At 46.6% G+C, this 23706-nt stretch carries 28 protein-coding genes; 12 read left to right on the top strand and 16 right to left on the bottom strand.

Annotation, left to right across the window (positions count from 1 at the left end):
* Positions 1–20 precede the first annotated feature (20 nt).
* Positions 21–1619 carry a peptide chain release factor 3 gene (locus Q0X97_RS03065; protein WP_302065560.1) on the top strand — a complete coding sequence of 533 codons (1599 nt, stop codon included), beginning with the start codon at positions 21–23 and terminating at the stop codon, positions 1617–1619.
* A gap of 69 nt (positions 1620–1688) precedes the next feature.
* Here Q0X97_RS03065 and Q0X97_RS03060 read toward each other — a convergent pair whose 3' ends face one another.
* Positions 1689–2174, bottom strand: a complete 486-nt coding sequence (locus Q0X97_RS03060) for a NemA protein (protein WP_302065561.1) — start codon at positions 2172–2174, stop codon at positions 1689–1691.
* 220 nt (positions 2175–2394) lie between these two features.
* Positions 2395–2742 (bottom strand): TonB family protein, encoded by a 348-nt coding sequence (locus Q0X97_RS03055; RefSeq protein ID WP_302065562.1) that lies wholly within the window; start codon positions 2740–2742, stop codon positions 2395–2397.
* A gap of 595 nt (positions 2743–3337) precedes the next feature.
* Here Q0X97_RS03055 and dapF point away from each other — a divergent pair.
* The 8 genes from dapF to Q0X97_RS03015 all read left to right on the top strand — a co-directional run bounded on the left by dapF (position 3338) and on the right by Q0X97_RS03015 (position 9595).
* The gene (gene dapF, locus Q0X97_RS03050) at positions 3338–4186 is read left to right on the top strand and encodes a diaminopimelate epimerase (RefSeq protein WP_302065563.1); all 849 of its coding nucleotides are present in this window, start codon (positions 3338–3340) and stop codon (positions 4184–4186) included.
* 1 nt (position 4187) lies between these two features.
* Complete coding sequence (locus Q0X97_RS03045; protein WP_302065564.1) at positions 4188–4838, top strand: DUF484 family protein; 651 nt, start codon at positions 4188–4190, stop codon at positions 4836–4838.
* A complete protein-coding gene (locus Q0X97_RS03040) occupies positions 4839–5444 on the top strand; it encodes a hypothetical protein (RefSeq protein ID WP_302065565.1) in 606 nt (201 codons plus the stop codon).
* Between the two features lie 139 nt (positions 5445–5583).
* A complete protein-coding gene (gene cysK / locus Q0X97_RS03035; protein WP_302065566.1) occupies positions 5584–6516 on the top strand; it encodes a cysteine synthase A in 933 nt (310 codons plus the stop codon).
* Positions 6517–6629: 113 nt separating this feature from the next.
* On the top strand, positions 6630–7121 hold the full coding sequence (locus tag Q0X97_RS03030; protein ID WP_302065567.1) for a prokaryotic membrane lipolipid attachment site family protein: 492 nt from the start codon (positions 6630–6632) through the stop codon (positions 7119–7121).
* A 285-nt stretch (positions 7122–7406) separates the two neighbouring features.
* Complete coding sequence (locus Q0X97_RS03025) at positions 7407–7967, top strand: hypothetical protein (RefSeq protein WP_302065568.1); 561 nt, start codon at positions 7407–7409, stop codon at positions 7965–7967.
* Between the two features lie 110 nt (positions 7968–8077).
* Positions 8078–9025, top strand: a complete 948-nt coding sequence (gene trxB, locus Q0X97_RS03020) for a thioredoxin-disulfide reductase (RefSeq protein WP_302065569.1) — start codon at positions 8078–8080, stop codon at positions 9023–9025.
* Positions 9026–9103: 78 nt separating this feature from the next.
* On the top strand, positions 9104–9595 hold the full coding sequence (locus Q0X97_RS03015; protein WP_302065570.1) for a peptidylprolyl isomerase: 492 nt from the start codon (positions 9104–9106) through the stop codon (positions 9593–9595).
* A gap of 126 nt (positions 9596–9721) precedes the next feature.
* On the opposite strand, the gene Q0X97_RS03010 is transcribed toward Q0X97_RS03015, so the two are convergent.
* The 13 genes from Q0X97_RS03010 to Q0X97_RS02950 all read right to left on the bottom strand — a co-directional run bounded on the left by Q0X97_RS03010 (position 9722) and on the right by Q0X97_RS02950 (position 18978).
* Positions 9722–10339, bottom strand: a complete 618-nt coding sequence (locus Q0X97_RS03010; protein ID WP_302065571.1) for a phospholipid-binding protein MlaC — start codon at positions 10337–10339, stop codon at positions 9722–9724.
* 38 nt (positions 10340–10377) lie between these two features.
* A complete protein-coding gene (locus Q0X97_RS03005; RefSeq protein WP_302065572.1) occupies positions 10378–10974 on the bottom strand; it encodes an outer membrane lipoprotein carrier protein LolA in 597 nt (198 codons plus the stop codon).
* A 15-nt stretch (positions 10975–10989) separates the two neighbouring features.
* On the bottom strand, positions 10990–11730 hold the full coding sequence (locus tag Q0X97_RS03000) for a nitroreductase family protein (protein WP_302065573.1): 741 nt from the start codon (positions 11728–11730) through the stop codon (positions 10990–10992).
* Positions 11731–11750: 20 nt separating this feature from the next.
* Entirely contained in the window at positions 11751–12188 is a 438-nt protein-coding gene (locus Q0X97_RS02995; RefSeq protein WP_302065574.1) for a thioesterase family protein, read from the bottom strand.
* Positions 12181–13122 carry a glycosyl transferase family 2 gene (locus Q0X97_RS02990; protein ID WP_302065575.1) on the bottom strand — a complete coding sequence of 314 codons (942 nt, stop codon included), beginning with the start codon at positions 13120–13122 and terminating at the stop codon, positions 12181–12183. The genes Q0X97_RS02995 and Q0X97_RS02990 overlap by 8 nt, the downstream gene beginning before the upstream one ends.
* A 113-nt stretch (positions 13123–13235) precedes the next feature.
* Complete coding sequence (locus Q0X97_RS02985; RefSeq protein WP_302065767.1) at positions 13236–13949, bottom strand: glycosyltransferase family 2 protein; 714 nt, start codon at positions 13947–13949, stop codon at positions 13236–13238.
* 60 nt (positions 13950–14009) lie between these two features.
* Positions 14010–15725 carry an AMP-binding protein gene (locus tag Q0X97_RS02980; protein ID WP_302065576.1) on the bottom strand — a complete coding sequence of 572 codons (1716 nt, stop codon included), beginning with the start codon at positions 15723–15725 and terminating at the stop codon, positions 14010–14012.
* Positions 15726–15735: 10 nt separating this feature from the next.
* On the bottom strand, positions 15736–16224 hold the full coding sequence (locus Q0X97_RS02975) for an SHOCT domain-containing protein (protein WP_302065577.1): 489 nt from the start codon (positions 16222–16224) through the stop codon (positions 15736–15738).
* Between the two features lie 195 nt (positions 16225–16419).
* Positions 16420–16959, bottom strand: coding sequence for a hypothetical protein (locus tag Q0X97_RS02970; protein WP_302065578.1), 540 nt, complete (start codon positions 16957–16959; stop codon positions 16420–16422).
* Between the two features lie 2 nt (positions 16960–16961).
* Positions 16962–17210, bottom strand: a complete 249-nt coding sequence (locus tag Q0X97_RS02965; protein WP_302065579.1) for an acyl carrier protein — start codon at positions 17208–17210, stop codon at positions 16962–16964.
* 12 nt (positions 17211–17222) lie between these two features.
* Positions 17223–17483: a phosphopantetheine-binding protein gene (locus Q0X97_RS02960; RefSeq protein ID WP_302065580.1), complete on the bottom strand. Its 261-nt coding sequence runs from the start codon at positions 17481–17483 to the stop codon at positions 17223–17225.
* Positions 17480–18238: a 1-acyl-sn-glycerol-3-phosphate acyltransferase gene (locus Q0X97_RS02955; protein WP_302065581.1), complete on the bottom strand. Its 759-nt coding sequence runs from the start codon at positions 18236–18238 to the stop codon at positions 17480–17482. The genes Q0X97_RS02960 and Q0X97_RS02955 overlap by 4 nt, the downstream gene beginning before the upstream one ends.
* The gene (locus tag Q0X97_RS02950; protein ID WP_302065768.1) at positions 18235–18978 is read right to left on the bottom strand and encodes a beta-ketoacyl synthase chain length factor; all 744 of its coding nucleotides are present in this window, start codon (positions 18976–18978) and stop codon (positions 18235–18237) included. The genes Q0X97_RS02955 and Q0X97_RS02950 overlap by 4 nt, the downstream gene beginning before the upstream one ends.
* A gap of 145 nt (positions 18979–19123) precedes the next feature.
* Between Q0X97_RS02950 and ttcA the strand changes: the two genes are divergently transcribed.
* Both ttcA and Q0X97_RS02940 read left to right on the top strand, forming a co-directional pair.
* Entirely contained in the window at positions 19124–20071 is a 948-nt protein-coding gene (gene ttcA, locus Q0X97_RS02945; RefSeq protein WP_302065582.1) for a tRNA 2-thiocytidine(32) synthetase TtcA, read from the top strand.
* 96 nt (positions 20072–20167) lie between these two features.
* Entirely contained in the window at positions 20168–20656 is a 489-nt protein-coding gene (locus Q0X97_RS02940; RefSeq protein WP_302065583.1) for a DUF456 domain-containing protein, read from the top strand.
* Positions 20657–20710: 54 nt separating this feature from the next.
* Here Q0X97_RS02940 and Q0X97_RS02935 read toward each other — a convergent pair whose 3' ends face one another.
* The gene (locus Q0X97_RS02935) at positions 20711–21394 is read right to left on the bottom strand and encodes a class I SAM-dependent methyltransferase (RefSeq protein ID WP_302065584.1); all 684 of its coding nucleotides are present in this window, start codon (positions 21392–21394) and stop codon (positions 20711–20713) included.
* 200 nt (positions 21395–21594) lie between these two features.
* Here Q0X97_RS02935 and Q0X97_RS02930 point away from each other — a divergent pair, with 200 nt between their 5' ends.
* Complete coding sequence (locus Q0X97_RS02930; RefSeq protein ID WP_302065585.1) at positions 21595–23703, top strand: LysM peptidoglycan-binding domain-containing protein; 2109 nt, start codon at positions 21595–21597, stop codon at positions 23701–23703.
* The last annotated feature ends 3 nt before the right edge of the window (positions 23704–23706 follow it).

Below are 23706 nucleotides of genomic sequence, written 5' to 3'. Positions count from 1 at the left end.
CATTTTTTCAAAGGCGAAGTATGTCTAATATTCCGGAACAGGTACGCCGCCGCCGTACCTTTGCCATTATTTCCCACCCTGATGCGGGTAAAACCACGTTAACCGAAAAGCTGTTGCTGTTTTCAGGTGCCATTCAAAGCGCCGGTACGGTAAAAGGTAAAAAAACAGGAAAATTTGCAACTTCAGACTGGATGGAAATCGAAAAGCAGCGCGGGATTTCGGTTGCTTCTTCCGTGATGCAGTTTGAATACAAAGACCATACTGTAAACCTGCTCGATACCCCGGGCCACCAAGACTTCTCTGAAGATACTTATCGCGTGTTAACTGCCGTAGACAGCGCTTTGATGGTGATCGACGCAGCTAAAGGTGTGGAAGCGCAAACCATCAAATTGTTGAATGTTTGCCGCTTGCGCAATACGCCGATTATTACCTTTATGAACAAATACGACCGGGAAGTGCGCGATTCTCTGGAGTTGCTGGACGAAGTCGAAAACATCCTTAAAATCCGTTGCGCTCCGGTTACTTGGCCGATCGGCATGGGTAAAAACTTTAAGGGCGTGTATCATATTCTGAATGACGAAGTGTATTTGTTTGATGCCGGCGGTGAGAAACTGCCGCATGAATTTGAAGTGATTGAAGGCATCGACAATCCGCGCTTAGATGAGTTGTTTCCACTGGAAATGGACAATCTGCGCGCCGAAATCGAGTTGGTTCAGGCGGCCTCCAATGAGTTCGTATTGGAAGAATTCTTGGCAGGCGAATTAACGCCGGTATTTTTCGGCTCGGCCATTAACAATTTCGGCGTGCAAGAAATTTTAAATTCGCTGATTGATTGGGCTCCCGCACCGAAAGGCCGAGATGCGACTGTACGTATGGTTGAACCATCTGAAGAAAAATTTTCAGGATTTGTGTTTAAGATTCAGGCCAATATGGATCCGAAACACCGCGACCGCATTGCCTTCCTGCGTGTGTGCTCGGGAAAATTCGAGCGTGGAATGAAGATGAAACACTTGCGCATCAACCGCGATATTGCCGCGTCCAGCGTGGTAACGTTCATGTCGCACGACCGCGAATTGGTTGAAGAAGCGTATGCCGGCGATATTATCGGTATCCCCAATCACGGCAATATCCAAATTGGCGACAGTTTTTCCGAAGGGGAGCAACTGGCCTTTACCGGCATTCCGTTCTTTGCACCCGAATTGTTCCGCAGCGTGCGCATTAAAAACCCACTGAAAATGAAACAACTGCAAAAAGGCTTGCAACAACTCGGCGAAGAAGGTGCCGTTCAGGTCTTCAAACCCCATAGCGGCGCAGATTTGATTCTCGGTGCGGTGGGTGTGTTGCAGTTTGAAGTGGTTACTTCGCGTTTGGCGGCGGAATATGGTGTTGAAGCGGTATTTGAAACGGCCTCCATTTGGTCGGCCCGCTGGGTGTCATGTGATGACAAGAAAAAACTGGCTGAATTTGAAAAAGCCAATGCGGCAAACTTATCCATTGATGCCGGTGGCAATTTGGCTTATTTGGCACCGAACCGTGTCAACTTGAACCTGACCCAAGAACGTTGGCCGGATATCGTTTTCCATGAAACGCGGGAACATTCCGTTAACTTAAATGCTTAGTTTATTTTAATCAAAAACAAGAGGCCGTCTGAAAAGTTTTCAGACGGCCTCTGTTTTGAAGGCTTCAAATTAATATCGTGCGCTGACCAATTTATCGTTTTGATAAACCTGTTGCTGCATTACGTTGCCATTATAAGCATAAGTAGTCAAAGTGCCGTCGACAGGGTGGGTACGAAAATCGAGTAAACGGTTACGGGGCAGGGTGTAGGGGTCGGTACGTTTCTTGCCATTATCGCCATAAAAATCCTGCACGATATATTCATTACCATGTTTACTGATTAATTGACGGTAGAAACCTCCTTTAACAGCTTGATTGCTGGTATTGCCCTTGGCATCGAAATGGGTGATGATTTGTTCTTCTATTACATGGATTCCACCATTGGTTTTACCGCTTCGAGTGCGTTCGAATCCTACCGGAATATTAATAGAAGTGCCCAAACCCACGTGCCTGCCGATATTGGTGCCGACTCCGACACCGACGGACATGCCCGGGGTACCGACCGTACAGGCTGAAAGTAATCCGGTAATCAAAGCGGCCGGGAGAATGCGTTTCATGGGTTGCTCCTCAATAATATAAATAAAAATAAGTATATCGGTATTTTCAAGCCGCTTATGTTAGTGTTGGTAAAGAGCCTGTTTTGGTATGTTGAAGTTACATGAAAACCTTCCTGTATCAATTAAACCGGTAAATCTAACCCAAATAACGGAAAAGGCATTCCTGTTCGTCAGAAATGCCTTTTAAGGCTACGGAATAGGAATGAGTGATTACCGATCATTAGCGTTTCAAGCTGACTTGAATAGCCGGTGAAGTGCTGAAATTGATTTCTTTAACGACGCTGAATTCAATCGGATCACCGTTTTTAGTTACAGGGCGCATGAATTGGGCTTCCATCCATTTTACTGCGTCTGCGTCGATAACTTTGGAACCGCTACTGCGAACAACACGCGCATTGCTTACGGCACCGTCGATACCGATGGTTAAACGCATGGCAACATTGCCGGAAATCGGAGCAGAGGCTTCGGAGGCTCTTTGATAAAACGATACTTTTTCTGCCAGTGCTGCTTGGGAACCTGCCAGCAAAGCAAAAGCAGTCAATGTAGAGAGAATGCGGCGGGTATTCATGGTGTTGTCCTCGTTTAGTAATGCATTTAAATGGGTAATGTGCTTTTTTGTGCCTTATGCTTTTTGCTTGGGCGTGAATTACCGGTCAAATAGATATAAAGCATCCGTATGCTTGTATGGATATGTATTCTGCATGCGGAGAAATAACTTTGCAATACAAGAATGAAGATAATCGGATTTTTATTTTGATAAACGGTTGTTTTCTGTTTGGGGAACACCAATCCGTTTTTTTGAGAGAAGGGATATTTTTATTTAATAATTGTTTATAAACATAGAGTTATATATTTTTCTATTTTTTGTTTTGACCATACTACTTTCAAAAATAATAAAATACCGATTATCTTGTTAAACTGCCGCTTGTCTCTTTTGTACAACGACGAAGTTCATATTTTCTTTTTTCCTATATTTCTTTAGATTATTGTCAGCATATTTATCAAAGCTTTCGGCATACGAACTGCAAAACAGGAAACAATCATAGTGATATGGTGTAAAATCTTTCGGTTTTCAGACGGCCTTCGATTTATCTTCGGCATATGGAGGCCGTCTTAAAATCTTAATAGATAGAGAATACAGAGTCTGCTTGAAGGAAAAGGCAATGAAAACGCTCAAATTTACCAAAATGCATGGTTTGGGTAATGATTTCATGGTAATAGATGGTATCAACCAGTCATTCAACCCTAAAGAAGCACCGTTAACCCTTTGGTCCGACCGCCACCTCGGAGTCGGTTTCGACCAATTATTGCTGGTGGAAAAAGCAGATTCCGATGCGGTAGATTTCCGCTACCGTATTTTTAATGCGGATGGTAGCGAAGTAGAGCAGTGCGGCAACGGAGCACGTTGTTTCGTACGTTTTGTGCTCGATAAAGGGTTAACAGATAAGCATGAAATCGTTGTTGAAACGGCACATGGCGTGATCGTACCCCGTTTGGCGGAAAACGGGTTGGTTTCGGTAAATATGGGAAAACCGCGTTTCATGCCGTCTGAAATACCGTTTATTCCTGCTGCAGGAGAAGCAGCGGATGCTTTAACACATATCGTATTGGCCGGTTTGGAGTCGATTCCGGTAAGTTGTGTAAACATGGGGAATCCGCATGCCGTTATAGTAGTAGAAGATGTAGAAACCGCACCGGTGGAGAGCTGGGGGGAAATCATTGAATCGCACGAACAATTTCCCGAGCGCGTGAATGTCGGCTTTGTGCAGATATTGGATAAACGGCATATCCGCTTGCGTGTTTATGAACGCGGAACGGGAGAAACGCAGGCATGCGGCACCGGAGCATGTGCCGCCGCAGTAGCAGGTATCCGTTTGGGGCTATTGGATGCGGGAGAACCGATATGCGTCAGCTTGTCCGGTGGCGACCTATATATAACATGGGAAGAGGGTAGCGATGTAACAATGACCGGCCCTATTGAAACCGTTTTTGAAGGTGAGTTGAAATACTAATATGGATAAAGAAAGCATTTTAGAATTTTTAAAAGCTCATCCTGACTTTCTGGCGGAGCATGCCGATGAATTGGGCATTCGCTTGCGGGATGAAAAAGTCCGTTCTTTCGCACAAGCACAGCTTGCAGCATCCCAGTTAAAAATCAATAAAATGGCCGGCCAGCTTGAAAACATGTTGGCTGATTCAGAAGTTAATAGAGCAACGGTTGAACGCTTATTGGCATTGGATTTGCAATTACTGAAAGCAAATACAATCGGCCAGTTGGTACAGGCGTTATATCAAGTCTTGAAAGACGGTTTCGGGATAAGCCAATTTAAGTTGGCATTGGTTGCAGAACCCAAAAACAAAGCACGAATTCCGGAAGAAATATTGGTAGCCGGCCATAAAGCGCGTTCGGAAATTGCAGCATTGGAAAGACCTGTTCTGGGCAATAAAATCAGCAAAGAAATGAGGAATTTACTACCCCAAAGCGAAATTGTGCCGGAAAGTTTCTTGCAACTGCCCGTACCTATCGGAAACAAAACGGGAGCGGTACTGCTGGCTGCCGATGCAGATGTAAATCGTTTTGCCGAAGATTTGGAAACAGAGTGGATTGAACGGATGGCCGAAGCGATCGGAACGGCATTGTCACGCATTATGGGCTACCGTTAAATGGCTGTAAGTTTGGATTTATGGATTTTAGCTGCTTATATATCCATATTTTTTACTGCAACTTATAAAGCCGGCGAGTTCCAATGGATGTGGGGCAGTATCCTTTTATGGTTGGGTTTCGGCACTGTCGGCTCCCGTCTGATGCCGGGTATTTGGGGCATTACCCATCTGATTACACTGTATATTCCTCACTTCTACATCACCTTAGCCAGCTTGTTTTTCTTCGTGAACCGCTGGAAAAAAATCCCTGACGAAAAAACAATGTGGCATGCCGAAGGCGGTAACAGCTTTTTAAGCCTGTTCGCCGTAAGCGGGATGCTGATGAGCATCGTATTTGCAATGTTGGCGCTTGCAGTATGGTCGCGTTTCCCGGTAGGCATTACACCGTATGTATTTCCTGCACTCTTACAGATGTATGTGTTGAAACCCTTATATTGGTTCGGTATGCAGGCCGTTATCATGAGCGTTTTCTATCTGCACCGCAGTTACATCATGCGTGAGCGGGCAAACCGCTTCAGCAGCAGCCAATTGAAGCTCGGCTTATTGCTTGCCTTGTTTCTTCAGACGGCCTGTGTGTTGATAGCTGTTTTACAGATACGCTATTAAAGTAAAGTAGGCCGTCTGAAAGCAAAACCATACAACCAAAAGTTATAAAGAAAGAAAAATTAGATATTGGTTTTTCAGACGGCATAACTTGTAAGATGCGGCCTATCGAAATTTATTGACTTCCTCTAGGAGCAAAAACATGAACATCGCACATAATATTACCGATTTAATCGGCAATACCCCGCTGGTAGAACTGAATCGCTTAAGCGAAGGTTTGCCCGGTCGCGTAGTTGCCAAATTGGAGTTTTTCAACCCGGGCAGCAGTGTTAAAGACCGTATTGCCATATCTATGATTGAAGCAGCAGAAAAAGCCGGCAAAGTTAATAAAAATACCACTATTGTAGAAGCCACCAGCGGCAATACCGGTATCGGCTTGGCTATGGTATGTGCTGCGCGCGGCTATAAATTGGCTATTACTATGCCTGAAAGTATGAGCAAAGAACGCCGTATGCTGTTGCGTGCTTTCGGAGCGGAATTGATCCTAACTCCCGCCGCAGAAGGTATGGGCGGAGCGATCGCCAAAGCTCAGGCTCTGGTGGATGAAAATCCGGAAGCTTACTTCATGCCGCGCCAGTTTGACAATGAAGCAAACCCTGAGATTCACCGTAAAACCACCGCTGAAGAAATCTGGCGCGATACCGACGGACAAGTAGATATTTTTGTAGCTGGCGTGGGCACCGGCGGCACAGTTACCGGAGTAGGCGAAGTCTTGAAAGCACGCAAGCCCGAAGTAAAAATTGTGGCAGTAGAGCCCGAAGCATCGCCTGTATTGAGTGGAGGGGAGAAGGGGCCGCATCCTATTCAAGGTATCGGAGCAGGGTTTGTGCCAAGCATTTTGAACACTGAAGTGTATGATGAAATTATCAAAGTACCGAATGAAGCAGCATTTGGAACTGCGCGTGCAGTGGCTGAAAAAGAAGGCATTTTGGTCGGTATTTCTTCGGGCGCAGCGATATGGAGCGCTTTGGAATTGGCAAAAAAACCTGAAAATAAAGATAAATTGATTGTCGTGCTGATTCCTTCTTATGGCGAGCGGTATCTTTCCACACCATTGTTTGCCGATTTAGCATAGTATTTCCATGATATTTCAAAGGCCGTTTTCAGACGGCCTTTTCTGTATAAACAAGCTAATGTGATGCAAATGCCTGTAATTGATTGTTGGATTATCTGTTAAATCTGATTATAATGTGTGATATGAAAAAGCATATCACACTCTTATTCTTATTGGGGGCACTTGCCGGCTGTGAAACCATTTACATGCCGACGTTGAAAGAAGTGCCGGTTCGCCCGACGAATGTGAAAAAGCAACCGTCGGAAAGTTATCGCTTGGCTGCAAGCCATTGGACGGATGTGTCCAAAATTCGCGATGAAGCCACCCGTTTGAGCTATCAAGTAAGTCAAGGGCAGCTTACCAAAGTGCAAGCGGCACAATATCTCAACCGTTTCCGCATTCAACAAGTTGGGCGTAATTCTGTAGACGACAGCATGTATGAAGTTTATCTGCGTTCTGCAGTAGATAGTCAACGCGGTGCCATTACTACCGAACAGTCTAAATTGTATATCCAGAATGCTTTGAAAGGCTGGAAACAACGTTGGCCCAATATGAAAAACAAACCTTCTAATCCGGCATTTACCAACTTCCTGATGGAAGTGATGCATATGAAGCCGTTGCAATAGTTGATTTGAAATTTGAACTGCATCTCTGAAGATTGATCATTTAAACCGATTTTCAGAGATGCAGTTAAATATTCATAGCAATAATTTAACATAATTATGATTATGCGAATAAATGAATATAAAAATTTATTAAACTTTCCCACAACAAAACCGATATGAATTTTAAATCCTAATTCTATTTTTTGATTCTTGATAAAATGATGTATTCCCCCATATTGAATTTCATTGGAAATCTCGGCCACATTGCCGTTTTATCTCTGTTTATCTAGCTTATACGGAACAATAATGAAACGAATTCTTGCCTTAACAGCTTTATCTGCATTTGTACTTACTGCCTGTAAAGACAATACTCAAGCGCAACTTGAACAGCAGCAAAAACAAATCGAAGCTTTGCAACAACAACTTGCGCAGCAAAATAGTCAGCAAGACAATACTGTTTATGAACTGGCTGCCAGTGCGGTTCAGGAAACCATTCCCGCTGAATTTTTGGCTAATGGCAATAATGGCGAACCTGTAACAGGCAAAGACGGCCAACAATATATTTACGATCAATCCACCGGCAGTTGGCTGTTGCAAAGTTTGATTGGAGCTGCCGCCGGAGCGTTTATCGGCAATGCTTTAGCAAACAAATTTCAAAAAGCCAAAGCCGATACCCCTGCCGTGCGTCGTGCTCAGGCCAATTATTACCAATCGGCTCAGGCACAACGCCGCACCAGCCAACAATTGAATACGAAAACAGTTCCTGCACAAAATAAAGCAGCCGCACCAACTTATCGCCAAACCAACAAAGCACAGCCTAATTACCGCAAACCGGCTCGCCGCAGTGGTTTTGGCCGCCGCCGTTAAATGAATCTGAGGCCGTTTGAAATATTGTTCAACGGCTTTGTTTTACTTATTCGGACAGCTGTTTTTTCATTTGAGGCCGTCTGAAAACTGATAGAAAACAAGGAAAAAGCATGAGCAAACATAGCAAATTGATTATTCTCGGTTCCGGCCCTGCCGGTTACACTGCTGCGGTATACGCCGCACGCGCGAATCTCCAACCTACCCTGATTACCGGTATTGCCCAAGGCGGTCAGTTAATGACGACTACCGAGGTGGATAACTGGCCCGCCGATGCCGACGGCGTGCAAGGCCCTGAATTGATGGCACGTTTTCAAGCACATGCGGAACGTTTTGGTACGGAAATGATTTTCGACCAAATTCATACCGTAGATTTACAAAACCGCCCTTTTACACTCAAAGGTGATATGGGCGAATATACTTGTGATGCTTTGATTGTCGCTACCGGAGCGTCGGCCAAATATCTGGGTTTGCCGAGTGAGGAAGCATTCTCGGGGAAAGGTGTTTCCGCATGTGCTACATGTGATGGATTTTTCTATAAAAAACAAGATGTGGCAGTAGTTGGTGGAGGAAATACGGCGGTTGAAGAAGCCTTATATCTGGCCAATATCGCCAATACCGTTACCCTTATCCACCGCCGAGACTCTTTCCGTGCCGAAAAAATCATGGTGGATAAACTGATGAAGCGCGTGGAAGAAGGCAAAATCATCTTGAAATTGAATGCACATTTGGATGAAGTGCTCGGCGATAGCAACGGTGTTACCGGCGCGCGTTTGAAGTTTAATGACGGCCACACCGAAGAAATTACGGTAAAAGGCGTATTTATTGCTATCGGCCACCAGCCTAATACGGATATTTTCAAAGGTCAGCTTGACATGAACGAAGCCGGTTATTTGAAAACCAAAGGCGGAGGCAGCGATAACGTAGGCGCTACCAATATTGAAGGTGTTTGGGCCGCAGGCGATGTAAAAGATTTTACTTACCGCCAAGCCATTACCAGTGCAGCTTCGGGTTGCCAAGCCGCTTTGGATGCGGAACGTTGGCTCGATCTCCAAAATTAATTTGAACAACAGGCCGTCTGAAACCTTTTCAGACGGCCTCGGCTGATATTTCATATAACCAACGAAAGGAATGTTTCCATGATTAAACTGCACACCAATTTCGGCACCATCGGCATTGAGCTGGATCACGAAAAAGCACCGGTTACTGCTGCCAACTTTGAGCAATACGTTAAAGACGGTTTCTACGATGGACTGATTTTCCATCGCGTGATCAAAGGCTTCATGATTCAAGGCGGTGGCATGGATGAAAACATGAAAGAAAAAGCCGGTCGCGCTCCGATTCAGAATGAAGCCCAAAACGGCTTGAAGAATGATAAATACACTATCGCAATGGCGCGCACCCAAGCGCCCCACTCTGCTTCTTCGCAATTTTTCATTAACACTAAAGACAATACGTTCCTGAACCATACCGAGCCGAGCCTGCACGGTTGGGGCTATGCGGTATTCGGTAAAGTGGTGGAAGGCCAAGATGTGGTGGATGCCATTGAAGGTGTGAAAACCAAAAACCATGGCTATCACTCCGACGTACCGGTAGATGCGGTTGTGATTACCAAAGCTGAAATCGTTTAATCAGATTGGTTTACATTACCTAAACAAAACCCCTTGTAAAAGCAAGGGGTTTTTAATGCCGTCTGAAAAATTTGATTCAAAATCTTTTCAGACGGCCTTTTAATAAGCAGTACTCTGATTAAAGACTCAGCTTAAGGATTCAGCTTTCTTCAAACCTTTGTTGCGCAGCACTTCAATTGTGCCGTCAACACCTTTTTGTTTGATCAACTCATTGAATTGATTCCGATAAACTGTAACCAAGCTCACTCCGTCCACACGGATATTATAGACTTTGTATACCGAACCGACTTGATACAGTTGATATGCCACTTCGTATTGTTTACCGTTTTTAGTGCGCACTTCGGTAAACACATCCACTTTATTTTTGCCGTTTTCAACAAACTTCGGCAATAGTTTAACTTGAGCATCTTCGGCACCCAACAACGCAGAATGGGAATACATGCCGATAATCATTTCTTTGAACGCATCAATGAAGTCGGTTTTTTGTTTGGGCGTAAATTGCCGCCATGGTAAACCGACCGCCAATGCGGAAATGCGCTGATAATCCAGATAACGGTTGGCATAGCGTTCGATCTGTTTGATTTTCTGCTGCTCGTTCAATGATTTATTCCGTGCTATCTGCAATACGGTATCCATATTCTGTTGCAGTTGCACTTGCGAAGGATGCCCGGTGGTTTGTGCGGCAGCACAAGGGGCAGCGATCACGATTGCAGGTACAGCCAGTAAAGTCATCAATTTATTCATAAAGTCTCCTTTTTCGAACCCGAATATGTCAACGGTTTCTACTGTAACGCCTGTTTTGCGAATTCATCTAAAGTTTGACCGGTTTTTACATTTTCAAACAGCATAACAGTTTTATCACCCTGCTTTTCATCCAATTCAATACGGCGAACCACATTGTCGCCGCTGATGTCGATACGGGTAAAAATCTGTTTCATCAGTGCGGTTTTCGGGTCTAAACGCAGCATCCATTTTTGCTGGGTGCCGGAAAGTTGCAGGTTAAACTGTTTTTCCAAACCGGTTGTATTGCCACCCAATAAGTCTAAAAACAGTTTGATTTGCTGCGATTGTCCGCTCATTTTACTCGGGTTTGCCGTTGTCCAATTTTTTCCGTTCCATTGCGTGATGCCGTCTGAACGTACGCGCAGACGGTTGTCGAACGGTTTTTGCATATGCCACAGCAGGCCTTTTTTCGGCAGCAGCACAAACCGGCCATTGGTTGTCATCGGCTTGGTCAACGATTTTAAATAACGTTGCTGGGTAAAGGCTCCTTGTACATTATCGGGTTTTTGCAGGGTTTGAGCCAAATCCGCCGTACCAAAAGCCCAAATCAGCGGGCTGAATAGGCTTAGTGCGGCAGTAAATATCAGTTTTCTCATTATGTTCCTTTAAAATCAGATTTCACGGTAAACATCTTCAAACGGCAAACGGAAGCGCTCGCCCCAAATGCCCCTGCCCTCTTTACGTATGCCGCAAGCCACAATCATGTTGATTTCGGCACCGCGCGGTAATTTGAGAATGCGTTTGGCCATACGGCTGTCCAGCCCTTCCATCGGGCAAGTGTCGTAGCCCTGCTCGGCCATGGCCAGCATAAAAGTTTGCGCTGCCAAACCACAGCTTTTATGAACCACCGTGCGCACGTCTGCTTCGGAAACATCCACTACAACCGGGCGGAACAGGCTGGCGCTGAGGGTAAGAATTTTACGCAGCAGCCCGAGCAAGCCGAAACAGCGTGCATAGATAAACGGCAACAGTTTGCCGTAATAAAATTCACTTTTTTTCAGACGGCCGGGTACTTTTTCGGGCGGGCTGTTACGATTGAGATTGCCGCGCTCGAAATCCAACACGGTTCGCGCACGCTCGCGGTATAAATCCTGACGGGTAACAAACACCACCATTTGCGGTGCGGTTGTTGCCGCCCCTTGGCTCAAACAGGCAACGGCAAGCTGCTTTAGTGTTTCCGGATCGGTAATATGGTAAAACTCGTAAAGCTGCATATTGGAACTGCTCGGCGCAAGTTGCGCCAACCGCAAACATTCACGCACTTTTTCGCTGTCTACTTTTTTATCCGCATCGTAATGCCGTACGGCACGGCGGTGGTTCAGCATATCGGCAAGCATCATCGGTTTCTCCATTCAAACGGGCCATATTATTTTCAGACGGCCTGAAAGCTGTGATGTTCCCGAACTGCTTTCAGCCAACTTTCAGGGGTTTGAAACTGCATTTCTCCGCTTTCGAGCGATACGGCTGCCTGAGTAGTGCCGGCTTTGGTGAGTTTCATACCGCTTTCGGCATCCACAATCGTGTAATCAATCCGCAGGCAGCTTTCAATTTCCACCACCTCCAAATCCACGCGGATTTTTTGGCCGAAACGGGCGGGCTTCACATATTTCAAATTCATCTGCACTACGGGCCAACTGAAGCCCTGCCGCCCCATTTCGGTATAGTCGTAACCAATTTCGGATAAAAACGCACAACGAGCCACTTCCAGATACTTCACGTAATGCCCGTGCCAAACAATATGCATGGCATCAACATCAAAAAAAGGCACTTCTATTTCAATGCTATGGCGGCAATAAACATGTTTAGCCATGTGTTTCGTCTTTCCAGAAATCGTAAAAATTAAACCATTGAAGCGGTGCGGCGGCGCACTCTTCCGCCAAACGGTCGGCGAAAGATTGGGCAGCCGCGGTTACGGCTGCATTGCGCTCTCCCCGCTTCCAGTTTGAGCAATCGATAAAGCGTTGTAATTTCAAGTGGTAACGCCCGTTTTGCATGATGCAGAACAAAGTATTCACACGTGTTTTCAGCAATCCGGCCAACAGCCAAGCTCCTTGCGGCATATCGGCTTCTTTTCCTAAAAACCTTACCGGTACGGTTTTGGCACCGCGTACCGGCACGCGGTCGGCGGCTATAGCAATCCATTCCCCCTGATCGAGGCGGTTGTGCAACTCCATCATTACCGAAGCATCCAAATCCGTTACCTGAATCAACTGGATTTCATCCGCCCCTGCTTTCGTTAGCGCTTCATTAAATGCCTGCGCATGACGGCTATGTACCAACACATTGAGTTTAAAGCCTTTATGGTGCGAAACCAATGCACGGCACACTTCCACATTGCCCAGATGAGAGCACACCAGAATCTGCCCGCGCAAACTGCGGTCGTCGATATCGGCATACACATTGTCCGGATCGTGCAGCACCAAATCTGCATAACGGATTTTGCGCTGCCACACGGCAAAACGGTCGCAAATTGCCTGACCGAATGCGATAAACTGTTTCAACACCGGCATACGGGCAGGCAGCTTCACATCGGGAAAAGCCGCTTTTAACCGTGCCTGATAGCGGGCGATATTGCGCCGCTGCTTGGGCGCAGTAATATAAAAATACAGCACCACAAACCAGATACACGGCTGCATCAAAAATGCAGGAAGCCAGCGCACCATCAGCGTGGTTATCGCCAGAAACAAACGGCTGCCGCGTTCGTTTTGGGCAGCCCAGTGATCGGGGTTTTTAGCATCAGCCATAATTTTCAGACGGCCTCAATTGTAGAGAGAAAGTCGGGCATTCAACCCTGACATTAAATTAATTTTCACTTTTTTTGCATTTCGTTGTTGTTAAATCTGCCAACAGGCTGCTTTCACATTCTTCCGTGCAACCGCCGCCCCAGCATCTCAAAAAACAACCGTGCGTGCATTTTGCTGATGCGCACATTGTCTTCCCAAGCATTGAAGTGCGACACGCCGCCGGTTTCGTATTTCACCGGCGTTTTGATCCATACCGGCTTGATACCCCGCCAATAGAGGCGTATCAGAATTTCAGTGTCAAAATCCATGCGGTCGCCCACATATTCTTCGCGTATCGCCGCCAATGCGGGGGCGAGCGGATAAAGGCGGAAACCGCACATACCGTCTTTGATGTCGGTAGATGCGGTGTGGATCATATTCCAAAAATCAGTGATTTTGCGCCCGTACAAACGCGATTTCGGCGCATCGCTGCCGTATTGCGGCCAACCGCAAATAACCGTTTCGGGGTGTTGCGCAGCCGCTTCGAGCAGCTTCGGCGTGTCGTCCAAACAATGTTGTGCATCGGCATCTACTTGCAAAACGTGGGTGTAGCCGAGCTGTTCGGCATATTTCAGACCGCTTTTCACCGCAGCCCCTTTGCCGCCGTTTACAGGTCGATATAATACTTCGATGCCGTCTGAAACAATTTGCTGCAATACCTCTTTGCATTCTTGGCGCGAACCGTCGTCGACTATCAACACATCCAAACCAAAACCGCGCATGGCTTGGGCGACTTGGGCGACGGTGGCAGGATGGTTGTAATGGGGGATCAGGGCTAGGATTTTCATCATTTTCTGTTTTTAAATTATTAAAACTACATCTATCAATCCGGTATTTGTAATTCTTTTTCAGACGGCCTCAAACGCCCCAAACACAATCCGCCCCGAAGCACATACCGCTTCTTGATTTTCCAATTTAAAAGTTAACTTGCTTTTTTCAGCGTCGTATTTCAGCTCAGCAGACACTTCGTCATTCGGGCGCAGAAATTGCTGGTATTTTAAGTTTTCCACACGAATGATGCTGCTTCTGCCCCACTCGAAACGCTCCGCCAAATCGCGCACCCATTGCAATTCCACCACGCCGGGCACCAACGGAAAATTGGCGAAGTGTCCGCCGAAATAGCTTAAATCGAGCGGCACGCAGGCGTTGAAGCGGTATGCTCCGTCATTTTCAGACGGCCTCTGTTGCCATTCGGGAGCGGTTAATGCCTCGGTAAAGGCCGTCTGAAAATCGACGGTAGTAATTTTCGACTGCGCATTACGCGGCAAAGATGCAGCAAAACGCCAGTAGCGCGGCAAGGCGATGGTATCCTGTGTGACGGCGAGATGTTTCTTCAATGCGGCCGATACCGCTGCCCTGCCCTGTTCCCTTAACGCCTGAATGCCGTCTGAATTCAATGCCGCCCAAACGGCCAGCCGTTTATGTTGCGGATGCAGACCGCAATGAGCATCGGCAATCCATTTATGAGCAAGCAGATCGTGCTCGATACGGGTGAGCGATACGCGTTTGTCTTCGAATTTGATGATGCGGTCTTTGCGGCCAAGCAATATAAAGCCGTCGTTTTGCGGCTCGATAACATCGGCAGTTTGCTGGCGGCCTGCCGTCCACGGTGATTCCGCCCACAATGCGCCGTCGTTATCTTGTCCGATGGAAACAGAGCCAAACGGTTGCCACGGCTTTTGATGGCGGCGGTAGGCAATTACGCCGGTTTCGGTGCTGCCGTAGATTTCAAACGGCATAACAGCATGTTGTGCCAGCAAATCGGCAGTGCTTTTAGGCAATGCCCCTCCCGCCGACACAATGCCGGCAATTTTATGCCCGACGGCCTGCCAATTTCGAGCCTCGCCCAGCCGGTTAAGCAAGGCGGGGCTGGCAATCCACACCACCCGCCGATGTGCCGAGGTAGCGGCAAGCAGGGTTTCGGGGTAGACGTTTTGTTGCCGTTCCATTGTCCAGCCCATGGTGAGCGGCAGAGCAAAACGGAACGTAAAACCGTATAAATGCTGCGGGCTGACGCTGCCGACCACAACGGCTTCTTCTTGCGTGAACGGAACCACATCGACCAAAGCCAAGGCCTCGGCCTGCATTTGGGCGGCCGTTTTTACGATAATCTGCGCCCCGCCTGTAGAGCCGGATGTTTTCAAATATGCCTCCGCATTCTCGGGAATTTGCCGGTTTTCCGGCAGATCGATTTCAGACGGCATGTCGCTTAACACAGCGGGAATGTCGTAAACCTTATTTGCATGGAGGCCGTCTGAAAACGCTTTTTCATGCGGTGCATCCGTCAACCAAACATCCGCAAAGCCGCCCCACTCCGCATTTTCTTGTGCCAGATTGGGCAACAATAAAACTTTCACTCCGGCATGCCAAGCAGCCAATACGGCACAGGCGAACAATGCCGCATCTTCAAACCATAATGCGGCGGTTTGCACATTCTGCTCTTTCAGACGGCCTGAAAGGTAGAGAACAGCATGGTTAAAGTCCGCACGTATCCAATCGGGGTTAGTGGCGATTAGAGTGGTTTGTGGGAGAGTTGGGGATAGGATTTGGGTTAGGTTATTCATAATATTTTTGCTAATGACCTAATATTTTTGCTTTTTCTTTATTAAATTCCTGCTCAGAAAGTACGCCTTGATCCAACAATTTTTTCAATTTTACTAGTTGGTCATATTTTTTATCATCAGAATAACTGTCTACATTTGCATGATTTGATTCCACACAAATAAAAATAATTTCAATTCTAGGCCAATTCCCTAAAACATGAGGTGGTACAGATGTTCTTTCTTTAATTGCTTTCATCTCCTTGTTTTGCTGACTACAAAAGGCTTTTGCTCTTTTTTCTGCACTATTTCTTATCGCTGTTGGAGGAGTAAATCCTGATGCCCCTTGATGAAAAATCCGATATTCCTGATCTTTATTTTCATTAACATTCAATATGGTTTCTTTTCCCTTATAAATCATAGCTGTATCAAATTTTGATATACTTTTTTCGATCGGTTGAATCCCTGAAGTCGTAGTGCATCCAGTTAGGATAAATGCCAATAAAATATTCAGTTTAGACATAACGTTTCCTCAATCAAATTAAATAAACAACAGTTTTTCATTTTCTTCTTTAATGTAAACCATTTTCCAAAATACTTACCGTTTAGGCAGCAAATTGAGAACTTAAATTTTCAACACTTTTTGTTAAGCTACATCTACAACTAGATATTGTAGGTTTTCAAATATCATGACAAAAATTTCGTTTTCAGACGGCCTTCAACCCTTCAAGACCACTTTCCGATAAACCCATTCCCCAGCAAACAGCAGCCCCATCAATACATAAGACACAATCCCCGTATAAAGCGCCCACCAGTCGAATTTCTCTATGTATACAAGCAGAGCGGCAATGCTGCCGTTAAGGATAAAAAAGCCGCACCAAATCTGGGTAACACGGCGGGTATGGCGCACGCCTTCGGACGGCAAATCGGGATGTTGCAGGCGGGCGAGACGTTCGATAAGGGTCTGTTTGGCAAAGAGGCTGCCGCCGAATACGGCAAGCATCAAGGCGCTGACGGCCACGGGATACCAATACATGCTGTCAGGCCGTCTGAAAAGCAGAACGGCGGCGAAAAAAGCAGCCAATATCAATGAAACAACCCGCTGCGCGCGGGTTTTCTGGATAACGGCACGGGCCAGCCAAAGGCCGCACATTAAGGCGGCGAGCCAAAAAAATGCGCCGTTGTCGCGGCCGTAGTACCACAACAACGGGTATGCAATGCTGAGCAGGCTCAGCAGTATCTGCCCTGCCGCTTTCACGTTTATTCAGCCGTGCTTTTTTTTAAGACGGCCTGTACAACGTCTTCGACGGTGCGTACGCTGCGGAAGTCTTCCGCCAGCAGTTTATGGCCGGTTTGACGTTTGATGTAATCGATCAGGTCGATGGCATCAATGCTGTCAATCTCCAAATCTTCATAGAGATTGGTTTCGGGTTGGATGCGTTCGGACTCGATTTCAAACAGATTAACCAGTGCATCAGTCAAGATTTGGCGGATTTCCTGTTCTGTCATATCGTTGCTCCTTTAAGCCTGTTGCTGGCTGCGGACAAAATCGGCCAATGTTTGCACGCTGGCGAAATGTTCGCGCAGGTTTTGCTGTTCGCCGTCCATTTGAAAGCCGAAGGCTTTTTGTACGGCCAAACCCAATTCCAAAGCGTCAACCGAATCCAAGCCCAAGCCGTCGTCGCCGAAAAGCGGGGCATCGGTTTCGATATCGGCTGCGGTGATGTCTTCCAAACCCAAGCTGTCGATAATCAGTTGTTTGATTTGTGTCTCTAAACTCATGTTGCTTTCCGTGTGAAATAGTCTTGTAAATAATCGTTCAACCGCCGGGCGGCTATCGGCAGCGGTTTTTCGGTAAGCCAATCTTGCGGATTGATGTCTTCGCCGACGGTAATTTCATAATGTACTTTGTGTGGTGGGATTTTATACCAAGGTTGGCCTTTTTTGAAATTCGGCGGACTCATTTTGATACAAACGGGCGTAATCACCACAGCACTGCGCAAGCCTATGGATACTGCGCCGCGATGCAGTTTGATTTTTCCGTCCCACTTTGTGCGCGTGCCTTCGGGAAAAATCAGCAGGCTTTGGCCGCTTTTGAATACGGCATCCACTTCGTCCAGCATTTCCATGGATTCATCGTTGGGAATATAACCTGCGGCGAGAATCGGGCTTTTCATGGCGGGGTTGTTCAATAAATCTTTTTTTACGATGCAGTTCAACTGCGGTACATGGCTGATCAACAATACTACGTCCAATAACGACGGATGGTTTGCCAATACCAACTGCCCCGGTCTGCCGAGTTTTTCCAAGCCGTCGAATTTCACATCCAACACACCGGAAATTTGGGCATAACGCACAAAAATTTTCCAAATACTCCCCACCAGCCGCCGTGCTTTCAGCTGCCTTCCGATATCGCCTTTGGTGCTTTTCAACGTATAAGGCAGTAAAACGATTTTAAACATCACTCCGGCCACGCCGAAAAGCACGAAACCGAACAGCGTGGCCAGAAAGCGGCGCAACCAATTCAAACTGTTCATTTCCGCTTCTGCCACAGCCAGCGGCGGGAACCGTAGTTCTGAGTATGCTCGAGGCCGTCTGAAAGCATGAAACGTATCCAATCTAAAGCACCGTAATATTGCTTGACCGGCTGCAAACAGTTGTTTTCAGACGGCATCATCGACACGGTATAGTCCCCGCCTTTCTCCAGCAGCATTGCCAAAGCATAAGGAAACGGCGCGCGTTTGGCTTCAACCGTATATTCGGGTTTCAGCGGCTCGTCTGCCAAAACAACCAACACCTGTTCCGCTCCTTCACACAATAGCGCATATGCTTCGGCCAAAGCGGTTTCCAAGCCGTCAAGCTGTACCGATAAAGCGGTATTTTCACTCATATCGCCGCGCAACATCGACCATTGCCCGGCCAGCGCATTATGCACCGACAAGCCGAACGAGGTCGGCGATACGTCGCCTTCTTTCAATAAAGCCAGCCACAACTCGAAACTGCGGTTCAATTCGCCGTCGTGCGAAGCAAATACCAACGGACAGTTTTCAGTCTGCTCCGCCAACGCCCACGCAGCGTCAAACATCAGCCGTGCAGATGCGCCCAATCTCCGGCGCTGCATCGCCGGTAAAAATGAAAGCGCCGGTTTGTATTCGGTTTCATCACCGGTCAGGCCGTCTGAAACCCATGCCTGCCATTGTGCGCGTTCGGAAAAATAACGGCTAACCGCCCGCCAACCTACTATATTGAAAGAAAAGTGATTCATGCCTGATTGCATTGTCATTACAATTGTTAAACCATTCTAGCTTATATTCACAGGGGCTGTCATTTTTCAGACGGCCTGCAAATGGATGCCGAACATTACCGGAAAGTTTTCAGGTACAATTCTGCCCTTTCCTATCCGTTTGCCCTGCTTTACCGAAATGTCTAAAAAATCAAAACACGAATTCGAAAACAATAAATTAAACAAACGTCTGCGCCATGCCGTCGGTGATGCCATCAATGACTTCAATATGATTGAAGACGGCGACAAAATCATGGTTTGCCTTTCCGGCGGCAAAGACAGCTACGCCCTTCTCGACATCTTGCGGCAATTGCAAGCCAGCGCGCCAGTTGATTTCGAGCTGATTGCCGTAAACCTCGATCAAAAACAGCCCGGTTTTCCAGAGCATGTTCTGCCCGAATACCTCGAAAGCATCGGCGTTCCTTATAAAATCGTCGAAGAAGACACTTATTCCGTGGTTAAGCGCGTTATCGAAGAAGGTAAAACCACTTGCTCGCTGTGCAGCCGTTTACGCCGCGGCGTGCTGTATCGCGTAGCCAAAGAGATCGGCTGCACCAAAATTGCACTCGGCCATCACCGCGATGATATTTTGCAAACCTTGTTTCTGAACATGTTTTACGGCGGCAAACTCAAAGCGATGCCGCCCAAGCTCGTAAGCGACAACGGCGAACATATCGTAATCCGCCCGCTTGCCTATGTTAAGGAAAAAGATTTGGAACGCTACGCAGAATTGAAGCAGTTTCCGATCATTCCTTGCAACCTATGCGGCTCGCAGCCCAACCTGCAACGCCAAGTGATCAAAGAAATGCTGCAAGATTGGGATAAACGTTTTCCTGGCCGCATCGAATCTATGTTTTCGGCCATGCAGAATGTCGTGCCGTCGCATTTGGCCGATACCGAATTGTTTGACTTTGCCGGCCTGCAACGCGGGCAGAAATTGAAACACGGCGGTGATTTGGCCTTCGACCGCGAAACCGTGCCCCAACGCTTTTCAGACGGCCTCGAAGACGATAACAATGAAATCAGGGTGGAAATGCCTACTCCGAAAAAAGTCATCAATATTTTGGCAAGCAAACCGAAAGAGTGAAGATCAAAAGCGCCTTAAGAGATTTGACTTTTATCCGACCTTGCCCAAAATATCATTCACTCATCCGCTTTGCCTTTTGAAATAAGGACAACTTACATGACCACCATTTTAATTATTCTCGGTCTGATTGCTTTGCTGGCCGGTTTGCTCGGCACAATTTATCCGGCCATTCCCGGCTTGGGACTAATGTTTGCAGGCGCTTGGATACTTGCCTATGTAGGCGATTATCAAATCATCGGCACCGGCACGCTGATTTTTTTGGGAGTCGTTGCTGCCGCAGGCATGGCTTTAGACTATGTAGCGGGCATGTTGGGTGCCAAATTTACCGGAGCAAGCAAAACAGCCATTTGGGGAGCATTTTTCGGAGGCATTGTCGGTGCATTTTTCTCACTGCCCGGTCTGCTGCTCGGCCCCTTAATCGGTGCAGCCCTCGGAGAGTTCTGGGCACGTAAAGATTTATGGTCGGCCGGAAAAGTAAGTATCGGCACGTTTATCGGTTTTATTATCGGAGTGGTGGCCAAAGTCGGTTGCGCGCTTACCATTATTTTGACACTGGCTGTTTTAGGTATTGTCAGCCTGTTTTAAATTTTAAAAAAGGCCGTCTGAAAACTTTCAGACGGCCTTTTAAACTACCGGTTGTTATAGTTTCAATTTGGCGATGCCCAAAGCTACTTCACCTTCACTTTCCAGCACCTGCTCATACTCCTGCAAAGGCCGCACACCTACTACCCGTTTCACCAAAACCAAACCATAAACCGCCGCACCTGCAGGCCACCAGCGGTTTCCTGCCAACTCCATAAAGCCCAACCATTTCAATGCAGTTTCATGATTTACGGGAGGCACATACACCATGAATTGCCCTCCCTCTATTTCAAACCCCAACGATTTGAATTGTTGTTTCACTTGGTGCAACGAGCGGCATTTTCGTTTTTCAGGAAGCCTGTTGCCGTCGAACCAACGGCTGAAATGCCATAATGAATGAGGGTTGAATCCCGTAAGCACGATTTTCCCTTCCGGCTTTAAAACGCGGAATGCCTCTATTGCCAAAATTTCAGGTTCAACGCAACATTCCTGCGCATGAGGCATCAATAGCAAATCAATCGATTCGTCTTCCCAAGCGAACGCCGATGTCTCCATGAAAACATCGCGTCCTATACATATCGTATTTTCAGACGGCACAAGCCATTCGGCCATTCCGGTCTGAACTGTCGTATTGGCTTGAATGCTTTTCAAACTGTGTGAAAAAAAACAACGCTCCTGATGTGCGGTATAGCGCCCTACTGGAGTATCCGTAAACCATTTCTCAAAAACCTTGCCCGCCATATAATTTAGCCTATTTTTCAAAATATATAATCATACCGCCATAAATTTATACCGTAAAAAATCTTTTCATACGGCATGATTTACATAGTAAACATTTAAATTATTTCAAATATTTTTTTTAGTAACATCTTGACGATATTTCATTCAGACATTACTATCCATTACATTCAAAATCACTATTAACAGTATATTTCAAGACTATGGCCAAATTAAAATCTATAGCCTTAGCCGTTACCGGCGTATCGGCGGTTTCAGGCGCGGCATATAGCCACGCCGCTCCTTCCAACCAAGTAGGGATGGCGATGATGCGCTTGAACTCATCACTGCTCGACCAAGAACAAAAAAACCTCGCATCCGGCAGCTTGTGGAGTGCCATGCGTAAAGATTTCCGCATGGCTGAAGTCAATTCTGAGCTTGTACGTCGCCATGAGAGCAAGTTCTCTGCAGGTCGCGCTTATTTCGACCGCACAATCAATCGCAGCAAACCCTACATGTACCATATTGCGAACGAAGTTAAAAAACGCAATATGCCTGCCGAAATTGCATTGCTGCCCTTTATTGAAAGCGCATTTATTACCAAAGCCAAATCACATGTCGGCGCATCCGGTTTATGGCAATTTATGCCTGCTACCGGCCGCCATTTTGGTTTGGAACGTACCGCCTTATACGACGGCCGTCATGATGTTTATGCAGCTACCAATGCCGCACTAAATTATCTCGAATATCTCCACCGCATGTTTGGGGACTGGTCATTAGCTCTGGCCGCGTACAACTGGGGCGAAGGCAACGTAAGCCGCGCTATCAACCGTGCACGAGCCCAAGGCTTGGCTCCCGTGTATGAGAATTTGCGTATGCCTGCGGAAACCCGCAATTATGTACCCAAACTGTTGGCCGTTCGCAATATCGTAAAAAACCCGCAAGCTTTCGGTATGGGGTTAAGTGAAATTGAGAACAAACCCTACTTTAAAACCATTAGCATTGACAAGCCGATTGATACAAGTGCAATCGCCCGTCTAGCCAATATTAGCGAAAGTGAATTTTTAGCTCTCAATCCTGCATTCAATGCTCCTGTGTTTGTTCCCAAAGCAAACCGTAAACTGTTGCTGCCTGTTCATGCAACCTCTACATTCGAGAAAAATTACCGCAATGCCAAACCTGAGACTTTGATTTCTTGGGATTTATACACAGCAGGCGGAAAAACCAAGTTAAGCAAAATTGCTGCCGAAGCGGGTATGAGTGTTGCAGAGCTCAAGCGGCTGAATAATACAAGCCGAAATTCTTTAGCTAACGGACGCAATCTATTGGTTGCAAAAGGTAGCACCAAAAAAAACAACGGTTTTAATTATGTTCGTGCAGGTGGAAATAACAATCTCACTCCTGATAGCTATCGCGAAAATACTGCATCACTGCAATATGCTGTTGGCCGCACTACTCTCGCAGCCAATGATATCAAGCTATCCGAATCTAAATCGGCTCCAATTGCAATCTTATCAAATAAACCAAAGGCTTCTCCTGAAACCCGTATCACTGCTTCTTCTGCTCCGATCTCTATAGCTGCATCTCTCATTGCAAAAAATGCAGCTCCTGAAAATTCGGCTGTTGCAGTAACAAATAAAACTGAAATTAAAAATATTCAGGAAAGCGTATTGGCTGTAGCAGAACCCCTGCCATTGCCTACTCAAACATCAGCAGCACCGGCTCCTGAACCTACTCCATCTGAACCTATAGATCTGGCAATATCTGAGCCTTTATCATTGCCTAACCGCTCTCCGGTAGCCGCTGAATCTTCTGAAGATGCATTAATGGCTTTAGTGAATGATACTGAACAAGATCGTATTAATGCTATTGATCGTATTAGAAATACGCTTACTCAATTGGAAGAAGAAACTGTTACTAAAGCGAGAATTGACCGTATCGTTGCTAGCCGAACCAAGCAGCAACAACGTACCGAAGCACGTTTGGCTCGTGCCAATGCTGCGGCACAACAAGTTGCATCGGCGACTACCCATCGTGTAGCTGCAGGTGATACTTTATTCAATATCTCCCAACGCTATAACTTGAGCGTAGCTGACTTGATTACTGTAAATAATATCAAGGGCAACAGTATCCGCAAGGGTCAACTTTTGAAAGTTACAGCAGCTCCTGTGCAACGTAATACTGTACGTAATGTGTCCTATACTGTACGTAAAGGCGATACGTTAAATACTATTGCCACTCGCTTTAATGTTGATGTTAATGATATCCGTCGCTGGAATCGTAACACCCGTTCAGTTACCCCAGGCCAACGCTTGAAACTCATGGGAAGCTGATTA

The sequence above is a fragment of the Neisseria sp. MVDL19-042950 genome (assembly GCF_030504625.1).
GTDB lineage: Bacteria > Pseudomonadota > Gammaproteobacteria > Burkholderiales > Neisseriaceae > Neisseria.
The sequence above is the reverse complement of the archived record's forward strand: the minus strand, read 5'-3'. Positions and strand labels throughout refer to the sequence as shown.